The following is an 18,053-nucleotide window of genomic DNA, read 5'->3' on the forward strand; positions in this document are numbered from 1 at the left end:
GGAGTGACATCTATGACATTACTACTTAAAAATGTAACGAAGCGTTTCGGAAAACATACTGCGGTTAATAATCTTACACTTGAAATCCCCGAAAATGAAATGTTTGGATTCTTAGGGGGAAATGGCGCTGGAAAAACGACGACTTTCCGGATGATACTAGGTTTATTAGAACGATCATCAGGAGATATCTCATGGAACGGAGAAAAGATAGATTATGAAAAAAGTAGTATTATTGGATATTTACCTGAAGAAAGAGGGCTATATCCAAAGCTAAAGGTAAAGGAGCAAATTGTTTATCTGGCACGTTTACGAGGGATGAATAAACGAGAAGCGGCAGACGAGTTACAAAATTGGCTAGAGCGATTTGAGGTACCGGAGTATATAGACAAAAAGGTGGAAGAGCTGTCTAAGGGGAATCAGCAAAAAATCCAATTTATTTCAGCGGTTATTCATAAACCAAGACTATTAATCTTGGATGAACCATTTTCAGGGCTAGACCCTATTAACGTAGAGATGTTAAAGGAAGCAGTTGTAGACTTGAAAAATCAAGGCACTTCTATTGTTTTTTCCTCGCACCGAATGGACCACGTTGAAGAATTGTGTGAGCACGTATGTATCTTACAAAAAGGCACTCCAGTAGTTCAGGGATCATTACGTGAAATTAAGCGTTCATTTGGTAAGAAAAATCTAATCATACACGCAGATATTCCTTTAGATTTTCTAAGAGACCTACATGGAGTGGTTAGATATAAGCAAACAATGGAAGGCTGTCTGTTACAAATTACGGATGAGAATGTATCACAAAATATATTTAGTGAACTGCAAGGAAAAGGTTTTGTTCGTAAGTTTGAATTGGAAGAGCCTTCTCTAAATGATATTTTTATAGAGAAGGTTGGTGCTCGCTATGAATAAGTTTTGGCTGATTACTTCACACACTTATTTAACGAAGCTAAAAACAAAAGTTTTCTTAATTAGTACTATATTAATTTTGGTATTTATGTTGGTGTTAGTAAACTTTGAATCTATTATTGAATCGTTCGAAGGGGATGAGGAAACGAAAGTAGCAATTATTGATGAATCGGGTGAATTATTAGATGACCTGAGCTTGTTGCCGAGTACCGGTGGTGATTCCTTAATCGAACCATATTCCCGAACGCTGGAAGAAGGAAAATCACAAGTGTTGCAAGGGGAGTATGAAGCTTTAGTAACGATTAACTTGAATGATGAAGGCTTGCCAGAAGCTACATTTTATGCGAAAAACATAACCGATGCGGAGCTCCAAATGGAAATTCAACAAAAGTTACAACAGCTAAAAATTACTATAGCCACTGCACAGTTGGGAATTGATGAGGCTGCTATGGCAGAAGTGTTTTCCCCAATTGCATTAGATAAAATAACGATAGATGATAGTGGGAAATCAGAAGAGGAAATGAATCAGGCCCGTGGGATAGTTTATATGATGGTTACTTTGTTGTATATTGCAGTTCTAATGTACGGAAATCTTATAGCAACAGATGTAGCAACTGAAAAATCCTCCCGAGTGATGGAAATATTAGTATCAAGTGTTTCTCCAATTACGCATATGTTTGCTAAGATTGTCGGGATTGCCTTGTTAGGTTTAACCCAAATTGCAATATTTGCCCTGATTGCAATCGTGATGCTGCAGTCAAAACAGGACCAAATAGGTGGATTGATTGAATCCTTTGGTTTACACAATGCTTCTTTTTCCATCCTGTTGTATGGTGTTCTATTCTTTGTATTGGGCTATTTATTGTATGCTACCTTAGCAGCAATGCTAGGGTCGCTTGTTAGTCGAGTGGAAGAAGCAAATCAGATGATTACGCCAATTATGATGTTAATTGTAGTAGCCTTCTTCTTAGCTATATTTGGAATGAATGTTCCAGAATCACAGATTGTCACCATCACATCTTATATACCGTTCTTTGCACCGATGCTAATGTTTATCCGTGTTGGACTGTTGGAAATTCCTATTTGGGAAGTTTTCCTCTCAGTTGGTATTTTAGTAGGAACGATTATCTTATTTGCGGTAATTGGTGCAAAAGTTTATAAAGGCGGAGTACTTATGTATGGGAACTCAAGCTCGTTGAAAGATATTAAAAAGGCGATGAAGCTTACTAAGAAGGAATAGCGTATAGAATTGTTTATCGAAGTCCGCAGCCAGTATACACTCCGCTTTTACTTCCAGCACAGGGGCGACATCTGCTCGAAAGAACCATCGCAGTGTCTACCTTGCCGCGGGCGGCTGGTGAGCCAGGCTACTACTTGAATATGCTTCTTTTGCAGCCTTGCACCGAGGAAGCACGCTTCGAAGCGACGCTATTAGACGCAGGTGCATCACTGGGGTCTCACCTAAGCCTATCCTCCCGCAGGACAAGGATCACTTCGACAGCGAAACATCGCACGCAGAAAAAGTGGTTTCCTTTTTCAAGGAGTCTCCGTGTATACTGGCTGCTTTGAGGATATACAAAATTGCATTCCTTTATATAACAATATCTTATTAGGTTTGAAATACACATTAAAAGAAAGAGAAATTCTATCTTTTAGTGTGTATTTTTATGCCCAATACACCGAACGTGCATTCGCTTGTTGTATCTGATAAAATAATACTAAAGAGGAGGGATGATATTGGAAAAGAAAATTTCCTTTATTCATGCAGCGGATCTGCATTTAGATAGTCCATTTAAAGGGTTATCCGATGTGGAGGAGACTCTATTTCAAGAAATTCGGCAAAGTACCTTTACAGCACTTAATAATCTCGTAGCAGCAGCAATTAAGAGGAAAGTTGATTTTATTCTATTAGTAGGGGATTTATTTGATAATGAAAAGCAAAGTCTTAAGGCACAAATTAGTTTGCGAAATGCCTTTCAGGAACTACAACGTCATCAGATAGAAGTTTATCTATCCTATGGTAACCATGATTTTATCGACGGTAACATCTATCCAATTACATATCCTGATAATGTTCATATCTTCTCAGATGAACAAGTACAGTCATATCTATATACAAAGGAAAATACGTCGTTAGCAAAAATCTATGGATTTAGCTATGAGCGCAGAGCTGTTACAGAAAGAAAGATAGAGGAATACGAAAAGGAAGATACAGATACCCCATTCCATATAGCAATGCTCCACGGCAGTATCGAAAGTAATACCGAACATGATACGTATGCGCCTTTTAAGCTAGGGGAACTAGTGGAAAAGGATATGGATTATTGGGCATTAGGGCATATTCACGGAAGAGAAGTATTAAAAGAGAAGCCAATGATTGTCTATCCAGGTAATATTCAAGGAAGAAATCGTAAGGAAATAGGAGCTAAAGGCTGTTATTATGTTGAACTTAGTGAAGGAAAACAAACAATAGAATTTATTTCCCTTCATGCAATTGAATTTCAACGGGCCACCATTGACTTATCTGAATGTGAGACAATTCATCAAGTAGAACGTGCAATTATCAATCAATTGAGAGAACTAAACAACTTTGTTCCACAATTGCTTGATGTAACCCTAATTAGTAATCACCATAATATTATCGAATGGAAAAATGAACATCTATTAGAGGAAATGATAGAAATCATCAATGAAAGTTTTACACAACAGAAAAATTGGATTTATGTTTTTCGATGTACTGTTAAAAACACAAGTCCATCTTCTGAGATTAGTTTAAAAGGTGAACATTTCCTTGGCGAGTTGACTACCAAGCTTGAACACTTTTCACCCATAGATTATTTAGATGAGTTATTTCAGCATAAGGATGCAAGAAAGTATTTAGAGATGTTAACTAAGGAAGATGAAGAAATGGTTAAAAAAGAAGCTTATGAACTTGTGATTCACGAGCTTATGAAGGAGTGAGATTAAATAATGAAAATACTCCAAGCAACTATCTATGGGTTTGGTAAATGGGTCGATTATGATATCGATTTTTCAAAAACATCGTTCATAACAATTTACGGTGAAAATGAATCTGGAAAAACGACATTGCAGAACTTTATAAGATTTATGCTTTTTGGACTCCCACCCAAACAACGGAAATTCTATCAACCAAAAACGAGTAATAAAATGGGAGGACAATTAACTGTCCATGACCATGATGTCGGTACATATACAATTGAACGGTTAAGTGACACTCGAAATGGTGGTGCACTATGTTTTACTGCGGATGGAAGTGAGCATGATGAAGTATGGCTTCAAGAAAGGTTACATGGGATCGATGAGAAAACGTATCAAGCTATTTTTTCCTTTTCAGCAACCGATTTAAATAGAATACAAGATATTAAAGAGGAAGATGTTAGTGAAGTTCTACTTGGAATTGGTTTAACAGGTTCAACGAGGATTCATGCAATAGAAAAAAAGCTTGATCAACGAATTAGTGACTACTTTAAGCCATATGGTAAGAATCCGGTTATTAATCAGCAATTGACAAAGCTTACACAACTCCACAAGCAACTTACCGAGATGAAGCGAGAGGATGCATCCTATCGGGAAAAGAAAAATACCATTCTATCGTTGGAAGAAGGTATTGATTCCGTTACGCAGGAAATAAAAGAGCAGAAGAAAAAGCAATATCTGCTTGAAAAAATACTCCAAGCGCTCCCGCAAGTAGAAGAGCACAGTCGTCATCAAAATAGACTTACCGAGCTACCGGACACTATTTCTTTCCCTGAGAAAGGGATAGACCGATTAGAAGCTCTAAAAGATAGGTTATACCCACTAAAGAGCGACTTAAAGGGGATAGAAAATAGTAAAGCGCGTTATATTCAGGAACAACAAGTGTTAACTTCTAAAAATAACCAATTCGCCATTGGAGAAGCAGTAAAATTATTCACTGACCATTCACGCTATCAAAATCAGATACAAGAACAATTAAATATCCAAGAACAAGTAAACAAACTTAATGAGGAAATTACCACTAAATTAAACGAATTAAATATTGGTATACAGATGAAAGAATTACTCGACCTACATTTGCCATTCCATTTAGAGAAAGAGTGGAATGATTTAAAGAATGAAGTTGAAAAACAGAAAACAGAAATGGAAACCAATAAGGAGAATAAACACCTTCAAGAAGCTAAACAGGCTCTTATTGAACAGGAATTGCAGGATATTCAAGTCAATTTACTTTCCTCTGATAAAAGAAAAGAACTAGAGGAAGTGTTGGACTCTTATAAAGAGAACAAGTTGCTTCTTGCTCTACAAAAAGAAACTGTCGAGAAACAGGCTAAATGGAAGAAAACAAAGCGTCAAACAAATAAACGGATTGGGTTTGTGTTAGGTTTCAGTGTGGTTATTAGTATTCTGTTTGGAATGCTAGCTTTTTTATCCGATAATTTAATTCTTCTAAATATTACTGTGCTAAGTATTTTGATAGGGGCAGCGCAATGGGTAAATGGAAAAAAGTCCATTCAAAATATGGAAGCAATGTTAACAAATACGGGAGAATCACATGCAAAGACCTTGATTACAGAAAATGATAGAAATAAGGCTGAAGAGCTTCTTCTAATGGATCAGGAATTAAAGCGGGAGCAAGATTTGCTTCTAGATAAATTAAGAGATTCTGACCTTCAGCTAAATCAATTGAACGAGCAAAAAATGCTAATAGAGAAAAGAGATAGGGATATACAACAGAAAATATCTAGTCATCAAAATATGTATTCCTTTTTAGCTAATATCGATGTTATATATTGGCCAGAACTATATCTTTCTTTAAAAACGATATTACAAGATGTAAAACGTGTTGGTGAATTAAAAATGCTTGAAACAGAAATTCAAAAGCATATTGAAAATTTCAAGGAGAGAGTATCTGCATTCTTTCAGAAGTATGATTTTGAAAATTCACCGAAAACATTGCAAACCAGGCTAGAGCGAATAGAATTGGAGATAGAAGCCTTTCGAGTTCGTGAGAAACAAATAGAACAGATATCTGTGATGCTAAGAGAATTAGATAAGGAACTAGATGAGCGCAGAATCCAATTTGAGACCGTAAATAAAGAAATTTCTTTATTATTGGATTTTGCTAATGCTACAGATGAAGAGGATTTTTACCAGAAATCTAAGCAGCTGACAGAGAAAGAAGATCTAATTTACCGTTGTGAAAAAATCAAAGAACAATTCTCTAGCTTTTTTACGGTCGAAGAATGGGATCAGCTTATTAATCAACCACCTAAGTTAAGCTCAATTGAAATAGAGTTGAGTGAGCTGGATAAAGTTGTACTAGAATTGGAAGAATCGCTAGAAAGTAAGCGACAGAGACTAGCACAGATTACGATTGAATTCCAAAGGTTAGAGACCTCCGAGATGTATTCAGTAACATTACATCAGTTTCAAATGGAACAGGAAAAGCTAATGCGACAAGCACGAGAGTGGGCTATTCAGAAAACCGCGAGAGAGTTGCTAACAGAAACGAAGGGGAACTTTCGGGATAAGTACTTATCTAAAGTATTGGAGCAGACGACACATTTTTTTCAACTGTTAACGGAGAATGCGTATATCCATGTATATCCGCCAGCCGAGGAAAAACCATTTATAGTGGAACGAAAGGATCGTATTCGATTTACTGTACAGGAACTCTCACAGGGTACTATCAATCAATTGTATGTTTCCTTGCGACTTGCTATTAGCACCGTTATGAGTGAAAACTTGCATATGCCATTTATAATCGATGATGCTTTTGTGCATTTTGATGTAGAACGGAATGATCGGGTGATACAAATTCTCGAGCAGATAGCATCACGTCATCAAATACTTTTCTTTACTTGTAGACAGGATATTATTTCGCAAATAAGTGACAAAAATTTACTCAGGTTGACAAAAGTGGTACCCTTAGTAGAAAATTAATAGTAAATTAGCGTATACGAGTTGATAGTGTTAAACTATATAATTAGTAATTTAGATGTTTTTGTATTATCTAGATAATTTATCAGAGGCTTCGTATATCTTACATTTAATGGAGGGGCATCCGTTGACAGAGGACAAGCAAAATCAAGATTGGGAGAAACATGAAGAAACAATAGAGCAGTTTATTCAAACGATTGCTAAGAACATGAATCTATATGGCCTAACTTCATCTGTTGGCAGATTATATGGAGTATTATATTTTTCCGATGAACCGATGACTTTAGATGATATGCGAGAAGCTCTAGTTATGAGTAAGACTAGTATGTCTACAGGAGTACGGGCTCTATATGATATGAAAATGGTGGAATCCACTTTTAAAAAAGGAATCCGTAAAGACCTATATAAATCAGAAGAGGATTGGTATAAATCATTTACATCATTGTTCGGTAACCGCTGGAGAAAAAATACCGAATCCAATATTGAAGAAGCAGACGAGGCAATAGAGGAGCTAAAAAGCCTTTACGATTCGACGGATGATGAGGTACTGAAGGAACGAATCAATAGGGATATAGATAGGTTAGAATATGCAAGAAATTATTATGAGTGGTTAATGAAGTTTATTCATCTTGTTGAATCAGGAAAGATTTTTGAATATATCCCAAAAAATAAATAATCATTTACAACTGAGATTGACATTATGCTAAGATTTACGCAGTCAATCTCATTTCTATTATGGGGGAGGAATTGTTGTGAAAAAAGGAATTGGTCAACATCAAGTGGGGGACTCATTTGAGGGATTCGTATTAATTAAGGATTCAATGAAGGGAACTGCCAGTAATGGTAAACCTTTTTTAACACTAGTTCTTAGAGATGCTACAGGAGAAATCGAGGCAAAACTTTGGGACATCACCCAAGAAGATGAATCAATCTTTATCCAAGAACAAATCATTCGGATTGCTGGTGAATTGAATCAATTTCGTGGTAAGCCCCAGATGAGAATTCAGTCTATACGATTGGCACAGCCAACAGATGGTGTTCAACTAGCTGATTTCCTTGAAAAAGCTCCAGTTGAGCGGGAAGAATTAATGGCTAAGTTAACTGAAGTTATCTTTGAGATGCAGAATCCTCACATTCAGCGTATCGTTCGAGCAATTATTAAAAAGTACCAAGAACCATTGCTTCTATATCCAGCTGCAACTAGGAATCATCATGAATATGTGTCCGGACTAGCTCATCATATTGTAAGCATGATTAAGATTGCACGTGAACTTTGTGAACTATATCCACAAGTAAACAAAGATCTCCTATATGCTGGCATTATCTTGCATGATATCGGAAAGATTAAGGAGCTCTCTGGAGTTGTTTCTACTTCTTATACACTTCAAGGTAAGCTACTAGGTCATATACCAATTATGGTTGAGGAGATTGGCCATATGGCTAAGGAAATGGAAATAGAGGGAGAAGAGGTATTAATTTTACAGCACTTAGTACTGTCTCATCATGGAAAAGCAGAGTGGGGGAGCCCTACGCCTCCATTAGTTCGTGAAGCAGAACTACTGCATCTCATTGATCTAATTGATGCGAAAATGAATATGTTAAACCGAGCATTAGATAAGGTAAAGCCAGGAGAGTTTACAGAGCGCATATTTGCTATGGACAATCGTTCATTCTACAAGCCGACGTTTGAATCATAACCTTAATTCCAGTAATTAATTTACCTTCTTGTACATATAAATGAATTAAGTAAGTTTGGACAAGGAGGTTAAAACATGATTCTAGGAATGCCTTGGTGGGTTTTCATGATAATTCTATTTATCTTCTTTAGTGGCTATATGGCGTTTCGAGCGATGCGTGCTGAAAGAGAGTTAGAACAGCACTTTATTGAGCGAGATGGTCAAGTGTATATGAAACGAATTGAAGATGAACGTGAAAGCCGTCGCCTTAAACAGGAGGAAACAGCGAACTAGAGATAGCGCATAAAGGGTCTGACTCCCAAAATACAACTGTAAGTTATGTTGTATTTTGGGAGTCAGACCCTTCTATTTACTATTTATTAACCTTGTGCTTCTGGTTTTACGAATAAATCTTTGAATTCTTCAATTTTCACATCAATCTTAGCATCTTCGATTAGTTTGTCCATTTTTTCTTGAACAGCTGTATAATCAATTTCTTCCATTGCCAGCTGACGACGAATTTCTTCTTTTTTCTCATCTAATGTAGGTACATCTGTTACTTTAATAAAGTGAGTACCAAATTCTGATTTAACTGGTCCACTAACTTCGTCTTCACCAAGAGCGAATGCAGCTTCTTCAAATTCTTTTACCATTTTACCAGTTCCAAAATAACCTAAATCTCCACCATTCGCTGCACTACCATCCGTAGAGTATTCTTTAGCTAATTCAGCAAAGTCAGCACCTTCATCAAGTTTTTGTTGTACTTCTTGAACAAGTGCTTCAGCTTCTTCTGCTGAAGTTTCCTCGTTTTCTTGGATTAAAATATGGCTAGCGCGGATTTGAAGTTCATTATTTTCTTTCATTTCGTTAAATTTCTCTTCTATTTGTGCATCAGAAATTTCTACATCTTCAAACATAAGCTTTTCCTGAAGAAGTCTTTGGTAAGTTTGCTCACGGAATGCGTCTTCATCTGGATAACCTTGTTGCATTAACCACATAGAGAACATATCGCCTTGTGCATCTTTTGCCTCTTGAACAGCTTCGTCTACTTCTTCATCGGATACTTCATATTTATCTTCTAATACTCTAATGACTACCATATTGTAAAGGGCACTTTCCCCAATATAGTTTTTCATTTCATTATAGAAGTCATCCTTTGTAATGTCTCCTACTTTAGATTCAACTACTACTGCTGAGTCTGATGTAGCTTCATCTGATCCTGATTTTGTATCTTCTTCAGGACTACATGCAGAAAGTAGCAATACTCCAGCCGTAAGAGTCGCTGCAATTGTTAGTTTTTTCATTACGTTTACACTCCTAATCTAATTGTAACTTTGTGTTGACTATTGATTAATATAACACAGTTTGTCTATAAAATAATAGTCATACGGATAATTACTCAGTTTTTACACAATTCGGTTTAGCTTACCGTTTAAACCATAACATTTAATACTTTTACATATGAGGATACAAGTAAGATAAGTATCATAATGTTGGTAATACGGAAAACATTTGCTTGCTTAGTTGCATTCATTTCTAGCTTTTTACAGAATTTATCTGCTAAAGAGTTGAATATGAATAAAATTATGAATGCATAGACAAGAAAAATAAAAAACATACCTTACGAACCCCCTTGTACAAAAAGTATTGATAGAATCCTAGTATAAAAAGATACTTCTATACAAATAATACTATGTTAATTATCTATAAAATACTGTAACAAAAATTTCACTTGTTGGATAGTAAAAAAAAGAAGAGGCAGGTGAGGCTGCCTCTTCATCTAATTTGCTTTTAGCAAGATATCAAAACCTTCTTCGTCTTTTTCTACGAAGGAGTGTTTAGGTGCGCGTAGAATATGACGGATGATTAGAAAGTCAAGAAATGATAAACCTATATTTAAAGAAGTAATTAATAAGAAGTATACATGGATGCTTGGGAATAGAATGGATGCAAGGATTCCTGGAACTGTAATCACAATTGTTGGAGCCAGTGCAGAAAGGATATAAGCATACTTCTTAATATGAGCATCGGTATGAAAAGTAAAAATAGGTAATGCTTTTTTTCGATTGATGATTAAATTAATTCTTCTATTTATCATAATTAATGGTAAAATATGCAATAACGAATGAAGTGTTGGCAACAGGATGATTGCTATCAAGAATAGAGTAATTCCTGAATCACTTACAGTATTACCTTGATGTAACATTGAGAATGGTACATATAAAAGGATGAAGGTTACTAATGCAGTGAAGCAAGAGATTAAATTGACCCATCTTTTGCCGTATTGCTTATTAATATTTATTGATTTCCAGCAATTCATCATTAGCCTTCCTCCTCCACTTCTTATGCTAGATTATGAGAAATAACCACTTGTTCATGACTATTTTTCAAATTGCTTTTTTGATAATAGTATTTAATGAAGAAAAATGCAATAGACTTTACGAAAAAAATATATATAAAAATACTGGTAATAAAGATTATATTCTGATAATAATTGCTTGAGTGGGTGATAGGAGGGTAAACCGTATGCTAGAAGATAACAATTTAGCAACATTTCATTTACATTTGCTAACGAAAATTATAGATGTTCAAAAATTCCCTTTTACCAAGCTTGTAATCGAGAAAAACGTGTCAGAAGAAGAATATCAGGAGATCTTTTCTATATTAGAGGATATGGATCTGGAGTATAAGGAACAAAAAGATGAGGGCTTGCTTGATTATTCTTCTCATTTAGTGCGGTTTGCCGGATTGTTAAATGAAAAACTAGACCCTACTGAAACAATCTATGCATTACGAAAAGAGGGTCACTTTCCTAATCTATTAGAAGAATTTATTCGAATCATAAAAAAAGATGGCTTATAGGAGGTTGAAATCCTACGAGCCATCATTTTTTGTTTTTGAAGCTTCTTTGAAAAAATCAGTCAATTTATTATGGAAATCTAATAAGTTGTTCAGTTTGTTTTGCAAGTTCTCATCCACTTCACCAGAGGCTAATTGATCAGTTTGGTTCTTAATTTCAGCCAGAGCCTCTTTACGGACCTCGGTTTCATCGAGCCATTTCTTCAGATAAAAACTCATAAAATGTTTGTAGAGCTGTGTATTAGCTTGAAATAGATCTTTGCGGACACCTTTTTTCCATACACGTTTTACTAAATTTAATTCTACTAAACTACGAATGCTGGTACTCATTGAAGTCTTGCTCTTTCCTAAAGCTTCACTCATTTCATCTAATGTTAGAGGTTTTCCCTCCACATATAATATAGTAAAAACTCTTGATTCAATTGGAGATAAACCAAATAATTCAACCGTCTTCGCAAATTCTAGAAGAATTCCATTTTTAAACTTTTCACCTGTGTTATCCAACATGCAAACCTCCTAAACTTCCCCTACATCTAAGGTTACAATAGTCTTTCTATTTTTAAAAATGGATGGTTGGGGTGGATTTTAGAGTATTTGGAAGGATTATTAAGGAAAACCTTTGTTTAGTTCGTACAGTTTAAACTGTATGAAAAATTTAATCGAAAATAAACGAATACAAAGTTTGTCCGGTTCGTACAATAAGGTGTATAGTATTAAAGTAAGCAAAAACGCGGCCAGTTTTAAGTACAAACTATTAATCTACGAACTTAACATTTAATTGTGCGTGCATAAAAATAAAGTTTATGAGAGAGGTGAAGGATTTGCCAATTATTGAGGCAAAAAACCTAACTAAGGTTTTTGGTAAAAATCCAAAACAAGCAATAGAGCTTTTAAATCAAGGCTCATCTAAAGAAGAAATATTAAAAAAGACAGGAAGTACTGTCGGAGTTAATAAAGCTTCATTTTCAGTTGAACCAGGAGAAATCTTCGTTATTATGGGGCTCTCTGGTAGTGGTAAATCAACATTAGTAAGGCTTATTAACCGATTAATTGAACCAACTACAGGAAGTATTTTGATTGATGGACAGGATTTAGCAAAAATGGATAAAAAGGAACTTCGCCAGGTACGTCGTGAAAAGCTTGGTATGGTGTTCCAACGTTTTGCACTATTTCCTAATCGTACGGTATTACAAAATGCTGAATATGGTCTAGAAATTCAAAAGTTGCCTAAAGAAGAAAGAGCCAAAAAGGCAAGAGAGGCACTTGAATTAGTTGGTTTAGGTGGTTATACCGATCAAAAACCTGATCAATTATCAGGTGGAATGCAACAACGCGTAGGTCTAGCAAGAGCACTTGCAAACGACCCAGAGGTATTGTTGATGGACGAAGCATTTTCTGCATTAGATCCATTAATACGTAAAGATATGCAGGACGAGTTGATTGACCTTCAATCTACTATGAAAAAGACCATTATCTTTATTACACATGATTTAGATGAAGCACTACGAATAGGTGATCGAATTGCCTTAATGAAGGACGGTTCAATTGTTCAAATCGGTACACCGGAAGAGATTCTTATGAATCCAGCTAATGATTACGTAGAACGCTTCGTTGAAGATGTTGACCGTTCGAAAGTATTAACCGCTAACCATATTATGAAACGTCCAGAAACAATTAATATTGAAAAACACGGACCGCGTGTAGCTTTAGAACGCATGAAGGAAGCAGGCATTTCAAGTATTTTAGCTGTGGACAGTAAACGTAATTTAAAAGGTTATGTTACAGCAGAAGATGCTTCTGAAGCAAAGAAAAAAGATATCCGCGATATATCGGAAATATTACTCACAGATATAAAGCAGGTTGAAAAAGACACACCGATGAATGAAATCTTTACCATCATCAACGGTTCATCTATTCCAACTGCAGTCGTTGAAAATGATAGATTAGTAGGAATCATTGTTCGAGGTGCAGTTATTGCAGCTTTAGCTGGAGAAAGTGAGGTGGATTCTGAATATGCTTAAAGATTGGTTTACAAATGGAATCCCGATAGCAGAAGGTACAGAATGGTTAACAGATCAAATTACAGAAGGATTTTCATTTTTATTTGAACCGATAAAAGAACATTTCGGTGAATTCATGGAGTTTACGGCTGATAAGTTAATGCTTGTGCCACCTTTTATCATTATTATTATTGTTGCATTAATAGCATTTTTCATAAGTGGGAAAAAATTAGGGTTAGCAGCATTTTCAATTGTTGGACTTTGGTTAATCGATAACCAAGGGTACTGGGAACACTTAATAAACACATTTACTCTAGTCCTTATTGCTAGTTTATTATCCGTTATTATTGGGGTACCTATTGGGATATTAATGTCCAAAAGTAATACGGTTGAAGCAATTATGAAGCCAATTTTAGACTTTATGCAGACGATGCCTGCATTCGTATACCTAATCCCAGCTGTTGCATTCTTCGGAATCGGAATGGTACCTGGTATATTCGCATCACTCATTTTTGCAACACCACCTACGGTACGTTTTACTAACCTAGGTATTCGTCAAGTTTCTAAGGAGTTAGTAGAGGCTTCAGAAGCGTTTGGTAGTACTGGTACGCAGAAATTATTAAAAGTTGAATTACCAATGGCAAAGGCAACGATTATGGCAGGCATTAACCAAACAGTAATGCTTGCACTATCAATGGTAGTTATTGCGTCTATGATCGGTGCACCAGGACTTGGAAGAGAAGTATTATCTGCACTACAACGTGCACAAGTCGGTACTGGATTTGTTGCTGGTATTGGAATTGTTATTCTTGCGATCATTATTGACCGCTTTACACAAAGTGCAAATTCAAAAGAATAAAGTTAGTTTTGGGGGACTCTGTTCCCCCAATTATAAATGTTGGTTCCTTTTCGGTTTCGAAAAGTCCATATATATATTAAAAGGGGAGAGATTATTTTATGTTAAGAAAAAATTGGAAACGTCTTGGTATGGCACTAGGACTTTCGTTAACACTTGTAGCAGCTGGTTGTGGATCTGATGATGGTGATACGACTGAAACTACAGAAAGTGAAAGTGCACAATTAGATTACACCATTACAGGTATTGAAGCTGGAGCAGGTGTATTTAAAGCATCTGAAAGAACAGTTGAAGAATATGGCTTAGATGGCTGGGAAGTACAAGCATCTTCTAGTGGTGCGATGGCAACAGCGCTAGGCGAAGCTATTAAGAATGAAGAACCAATTGTTGTTACTGGTTGGTCTCCACACTGGAAATTCGCAAAGTATGACTTAAAGTATTTAGAAGACCCTAAAGGGGTATTCGGTGATGCGGAAACAATTAATACAATGGTACGTACAGACTTAGAAGCTGACATGCCAAATGCATATAAAGTGTTAGATCAATTTAACTGGACTACGGAAGATATGGAAACAGTTATGCTAGAGATTTCTAATGGTGCTGACGTAGTAGAAACAACGAATAAATGGGTAGAAGATAATGCGGAAAAAGTTGCTGAATGGACTAACGGCGTTGAAGAAGTTGATGGTACTGAAATTGAATTAGCTTACGTGGAATGGGATACAGAAGTCGCTTCTACTAATATTGTTCGTAAAGTACTTGAAGATCTTGGATTTAACGTTACAGTAACTCCACTTGATAACGCAATTATGTGGCAGTCTGTTGCTACAGGTGAAACTGATGCAATGGTAGCAGCATGGTTACCAGGAACACATGGTGACTTATATGAAGAGCACAAAGACAATTTAGTGGACTTAGGTCCAAACCTTGAAGGTGCGAAAATTGGTTTAGTTGTTCCTGCTTATATGGATATCGATTCTATTGAAGATTTAGAAGCAAAATAATAACATCCGAATAAAAGCAGACTTATTGTGGAGTCTGCTTTTATTATTGAATTTTTTACTTGAATATTAAGGTTATAATGCTTAATTCGAAAAAATTAAGGAGATTTGACTAATGAAAAAAATGTTATTAGGAATTGGTTTAGCAAGTGCATTAGTATTAGCTGGCTGTGGTGACAATGGTGACGATATGAGCTCATCCGAAGCATCGAATGGTGAAACAAGTTATAGTGAAGCTGTAGATTATACGATTACTGGAATTGAGCCAGGAGCAGGTATCAGCGTAACAACGGAAAAGGCAATAGAAGAATATGAGTCATTAAGTGGTTGGTCTGTTGAACTATCTTCAACTGCAGCTATGGCTACTGAGTTAGATAAAGCAATGGACAATGAAGAACCGATTATTATTACGGGTTGGAATCCACATTGGACATTCGCTAAATATCCTGATATGAAATATTTAGAGGATCCAAAAGGAATTTATGGTGGAGTGGAAGAAATTAAGACCATTGCAAGAAAGGGTCTGGAAGAAGAAAAACCAGAAGCATACAAAATCCTAGATCAGTTTAACTGGGAAGTAGCAGATATGGAAGCAATTATGTTTGAATCAAAGGATTCTGGTGAAGATATTGCTGTTATAGCAAAACAATGGGTAGAAGATAATCAAGATAAAGTGGATCAATGGCTAGAAGGAGTTAATGATGTTGATGGTGTTAAAGTAGAACTAGTTTCTACACCTTGGGATTCTGAGCGTGCATCATCTAATGTTGTTAAATATGCAATGGAACAAAAAGGGTTTGATGTAACGATTACACCAGTTGATGTTGCTGTAGTGTTTGAATCGATTGCTAATGGCGATGGCGATGCGTCTGTAGCCCCTTGGATGCCAATTACGCATAAAGATTTCTACGAAAGCTACCAAGAAGACTTTGTTGATCTTGGTGCTAATTTAACAGGTGCCAAAATTGGTCTAGTTGTTCCTGCATATATGGATATAAATTCTATAGAAGACCTAGAACCAAAAGAATAGTAAAACAAAAAGCTATCTCGGGGGTTACCTGAGATAGCTTTTTATTTGTTATTTCTTTTGTACTTTTTCTTCTAAATCCTTAAGACTGGATTCAATCTGTACTAGGTATTCACGAATATTCTTTTCATGTGGTTCAACAGAAGCTTTCCATTCTCCAATAGAGCTCTTCATTTCTTGTGTTAAATCTTTCATCATAGAAACCCCTTCTTTAGAGGTTGCTGCGATCTGATTTTTTAGCCGTAAACCATCGAGTTTAAGGTTGTCTAAAAGTTCTTTCCATTCAACAGACTGGTCCTTTACCTTTGTGCGTAGTTCTCTTCCTGACGTTGGTGTACTTAAAAGGGTAGCTGTTGCACCGATTAAGCTCCCAACCATCATTCCTAGAACGAGTGATTTACCATTTGCCATACAAAATCCCGCTCCTTTCCCGCTTACTATAGTATTTCAATTTTTCTCTATTTTATCCATTATGTAGTCTAGCTCTTCTTAACTATACCGTTAAAAAAATCCCCTGACAATAAGTATGCCAGAGGATTTGGTATTATTTTTAGACTGTGATTGGCTTGGATCGTTTAAGAATTTGTTGAACAACTGGAAAAATGATAATCATTAATACAGTGTTTAAGCCAGCTGCTGGTAAAACAGCAGTTGCAAAAAATAATAGGAATACTCCGTCCATCAATCCAACGACATATAACGCAAGCGTTAGGAATATTGCACCACTAATCATTGTACCAATAGCCGTTAAAACAGGAACACCTATCTTATTATTGACTCTGTCTTTTATTAATAAAAAGAGTGCAAAAAAGATAAGGGCTGTAAGTGGCTTTTCAATAAAGTTAGCAATTTGACCACCAGGTGCATTCGATGTTAATGCTGATAGAATTCCAGTTGAAATCGCTAAAACACTAACATACTTTAGCTTAGGGAAAAGCATAATCCCTATAAACATCATGGCCAACATCATGTCTGGCGTTACACCGTAGATTGGTGGCATGATAAAGTGCAATACTGCACCTATACCCAATAGTAGTGATAAAATAACTAAAATTCTTGTATTCATTTGTACCTCTCCTCAGGCTCAAGCTATACTAAGCTCTTATTTTTTTATCCTCCAACTGTACACTGTTTGTCAGTTGCGAAGACTTAAATCTATTATAACAAACATCATTAGAAATAAAAAGATAAAATTTTAACTATCTGACTATTTTAATTCCTTATTTATATCAGTAGCAATTTGTTGCAAATCCTCTGGTTTGTAATCATCGGTATGAACCTTCCAGTTAGAAGAATAACCATCGCCTTCTCCATATCTAGGGATTAGATGTATATGTAGGTGAAAGACGGATTGATCAGCCGCTGCCTCATTATTATTTAATAAATTCATGCCAACAGGCTTGTAAGCCGCTTTGATAGCATTTGCAATTTGAGGAACTCGTGTAAACAATTCTCCCGCAACATCACTAGGTGTTTCGTAAATGTTTTTCACGTGGGTTTTAGGGATGACCAATGTGTGTCCTTTTGTTACTTGGCTAATATCTAAAAAGGCATAAACATGTTCATCCTCATAGACCTTAGCAGATGGAATTTCACCAGCAATAATTTTACAGAAAATACAATCTTCATGTGCCATTTCATACCAACTCCTAACTTTTCCTCTATTCTATCTATTAAATCAAGCGTATGTAAAGTTAAATGCCGAGTAGAGGAAATAATAAAAGAAAACAGGCATCGCCCAAAAGGGCGAGCCTGTTCGTGTAGAGCCGAGGTCAGAAAACTAAT

General features: G+C 35.9%; 19 protein-coding genes. 12 read left to right on the forward strand and 7 right to left on the reverse strand.

Features of this window, described 5'->3' with window-relative positions; genetic code table 11:
* Positions 1-12 precede the first annotated feature (12 nt).
* The 7 genes from TE34_RS17615 (at position 13) to TE34_RS17645 (ending at position 8,819) form a co-directional block, all read left to right on the forward strand.
* Positions 13-912, forward strand: coding sequence for an ABC transporter ATP-binding protein (locus TE34_RS17615; protein ID WP_047986138.1), 900 nt, complete (start codon positions 13-15; stop codon positions 910-912).
* Positions 905-2,149, forward strand: coding sequence for an ABC transporter permease (locus TE34_RS17620; RefSeq protein ID WP_047986139.1), 1,245 nt, complete (start codon positions 905-907; stop codon positions 2,147-2,149). Before TE34_RS17615 ends, TE34_RS17620 begins: the two co-directional genes overlap by 8 nt.
* A gap of 491 nt (positions 2,150-2,640) precedes the next feature.
* Positions 2,641-3,870 carry a metallophosphoesterase family protein gene (locus TE34_RS17625; RefSeq protein ID WP_047986140.1) on the forward strand — a complete coding sequence of 410 codons (1,230 nt, stop codon included), beginning with the start codon at positions 2,641-2,643 and terminating at the stop codon, positions 3,868-3,870.
* Positions 3,871-3,879: 9 nt separating this feature from the next.
* The gene (locus TE34_RS17630; RefSeq protein WP_047986141.1) at positions 3,880-6,852 is read left to right on the forward strand and encodes an ATP-binding protein; all 2,973 of its coding nucleotides are present in this window, start codon (positions 3,880-3,882) and stop codon (positions 6,850-6,852) included.
* A gap of 124 nt (positions 6,853-6,976) precedes the next feature.
* Positions 6,977-7,525 carry a GbsR/MarR family transcriptional regulator gene (locus tag TE34_RS17635; RefSeq protein ID WP_084710772.1) on the forward strand — a complete coding sequence of 183 codons (549 nt, stop codon included), beginning with the start codon at positions 6,977-6,979 and terminating at the stop codon, positions 7,523-7,525.
* A gap of 76 nt (positions 7,526-7,601) precedes the next feature.
* Positions 7,602-8,546: a 3'-5' exoribonuclease YhaM gene (gene yhaM, locus TE34_RS17640; RefSeq protein ID WP_047986142.1), complete on the forward strand. Its 945-nt coding sequence runs from the start codon at positions 7,602-7,604 to the stop codon at positions 8,544-8,546.
* Positions 8,547-8,621: 75 nt separating this feature from the next.
* A complete protein-coding gene (locus tag TE34_RS17645; RefSeq protein WP_084710773.1) occupies positions 8,622-8,819 on the forward strand; it encodes a sporulation YhaL family protein in 198 nt (65 codons plus the stop codon).
* Positions 8,820-8,905: 86 nt separating this feature from the next.
* Here the strand turns inward: TE34_RS17645 and TE34_RS17650 are convergent, their stop codons facing one another.
* The 3 genes from TE34_RS17650 to TE34_RS17660 form a co-directional block, all read right to left on the reverse strand.
* Positions 8,906-9,829, reverse strand: a complete 924-nt coding sequence (locus TE34_RS17650; protein WP_047986143.1) for a peptidylprolyl isomerase — start codon at positions 9,827-9,829, stop codon at positions 8,906-8,908.
* A 128-nt stretch (positions 9,830-9,957) separates the two neighbouring features.
* Positions 9,958-10,143 carry a hypothetical protein gene (locus TE34_RS17655; protein ID WP_047986144.1) on the reverse strand — a complete coding sequence of 62 codons (186 nt, stop codon included), beginning with the start codon at positions 10,141-10,143 and terminating at the stop codon, positions 9,958-9,960.
* A gap of 162 nt (positions 10,144-10,305) precedes the next feature.
* A complete protein-coding gene (locus TE34_RS17660) occupies positions 10,306-10,848 on the reverse strand; it encodes a DUF3267 domain-containing protein (RefSeq protein ID WP_236687185.1) in 543 nt (180 codons plus the stop codon).
* A gap of 203 nt (positions 10,849-11,051) precedes the next feature.
* On the opposite strand from TE34_RS17660, the gene TE34_RS17665 reads away from it, so the two are divergent.
* Entirely contained in the window at positions 11,052-11,387 is a 336-nt protein-coding gene (locus tag TE34_RS17665) for a DUF1878 family protein (protein WP_047986145.1), read from the forward strand.
* Between the two features lie 12 nt (positions 11,388-11,399).
* On the opposite strand, the gene TE34_RS17670 is transcribed toward TE34_RS17665, so the two are convergent.
* Complete coding sequence (locus tag TE34_RS17670; RefSeq protein ID WP_047986146.1) at positions 11,400-11,891, reverse strand: GbsR/MarR family transcriptional regulator; 492 nt, start codon at positions 11,889-11,891, stop codon at positions 11,400-11,402.
* 314 nt (positions 11,892-12,205) lie between these two features.
* On the opposite strand from TE34_RS17670, the gene TE34_RS17675 reads away from it, so the two are divergent.
* From TE34_RS17675 to TE34_RS17690, 4 genes are all read left to right on the forward strand, one after another.
* A complete protein-coding gene (locus TE34_RS17675) occupies positions 12,206-13,405 on the forward strand; it encodes a quaternary amine ABC transporter ATP-binding protein (protein WP_047986147.1) in 1,200 nt (399 codons plus the stop codon).
* Complete coding sequence (locus TE34_RS17680) at positions 13,398-14,243, forward strand: ABC transporter permease (protein ID WP_047986148.1); 846 nt, start codon at positions 13,398-13,400, stop codon at positions 14,241-14,243. Before TE34_RS17675 ends, TE34_RS17680 begins: the two co-directional genes overlap by 8 nt.
* Positions 14,244-14,341: 98 nt before the next feature.
* Positions 14,342-15,244, forward strand: coding sequence for a glycine betaine ABC transporter substrate-binding protein (locus TE34_RS17685; RefSeq protein ID WP_047986149.1), 903 nt, complete (start codon positions 14,342-14,344; stop codon positions 15,242-15,244).
* Positions 15,245-15,356: 112 nt separating this feature from the next.
* Complete coding sequence (locus TE34_RS17690) at positions 15,357-16,271, forward strand: glycine betaine ABC transporter substrate-binding protein (RefSeq protein WP_047986150.1); 915 nt, start codon at positions 15,357-15,359, stop codon at positions 16,269-16,271.
* 48 nt (positions 16,272-16,319) lie between these two features.
* Here TE34_RS17690 and TE34_RS17695 read toward each other — a convergent pair whose 3' ends face one another.
* From TE34_RS17695 to TE34_RS17705, 3 genes are all read right to left on the reverse strand, one after another.
* Complete coding sequence (locus tag TE34_RS17695; protein WP_047986151.1) at positions 16,320-16,679, reverse strand: YtxH domain-containing protein; 360 nt, start codon at positions 16,677-16,679, stop codon at positions 16,320-16,322.
* Positions 16,680-16,818: 139 nt separating this feature from the next.
* The gene (locus TE34_RS17700; RefSeq protein WP_047986152.1) at positions 16,819-17,334 is read right to left on the reverse strand and encodes a tryptophan transporter; all 516 of its coding nucleotides are present in this window, start codon (positions 17,332-17,334) and stop codon (positions 16,819-16,821) included.
* A gap of 141 nt (positions 17,335-17,475) precedes the next feature.
* Positions 17,476-17,904 (reverse strand): HIT family protein, encoded by a 429-nt coding sequence (locus TE34_RS17705; RefSeq protein WP_047986153.1) that lies wholly within the window; start codon positions 17,902-17,904, stop codon positions 17,476-17,478.
* Positions 17,905-18,053: the final 149 nt, after the last annotated feature.

This window comes from Ornithinibacillus californiensis, assembly GCF_001038485.1.
In the GTDB taxonomy this organism is placed as follows: Bacteria; Bacillota; Bacilli; order Bacillales; family Amphibacillaceae; genus Ornithinibacillus; species Ornithinibacillus californiensis.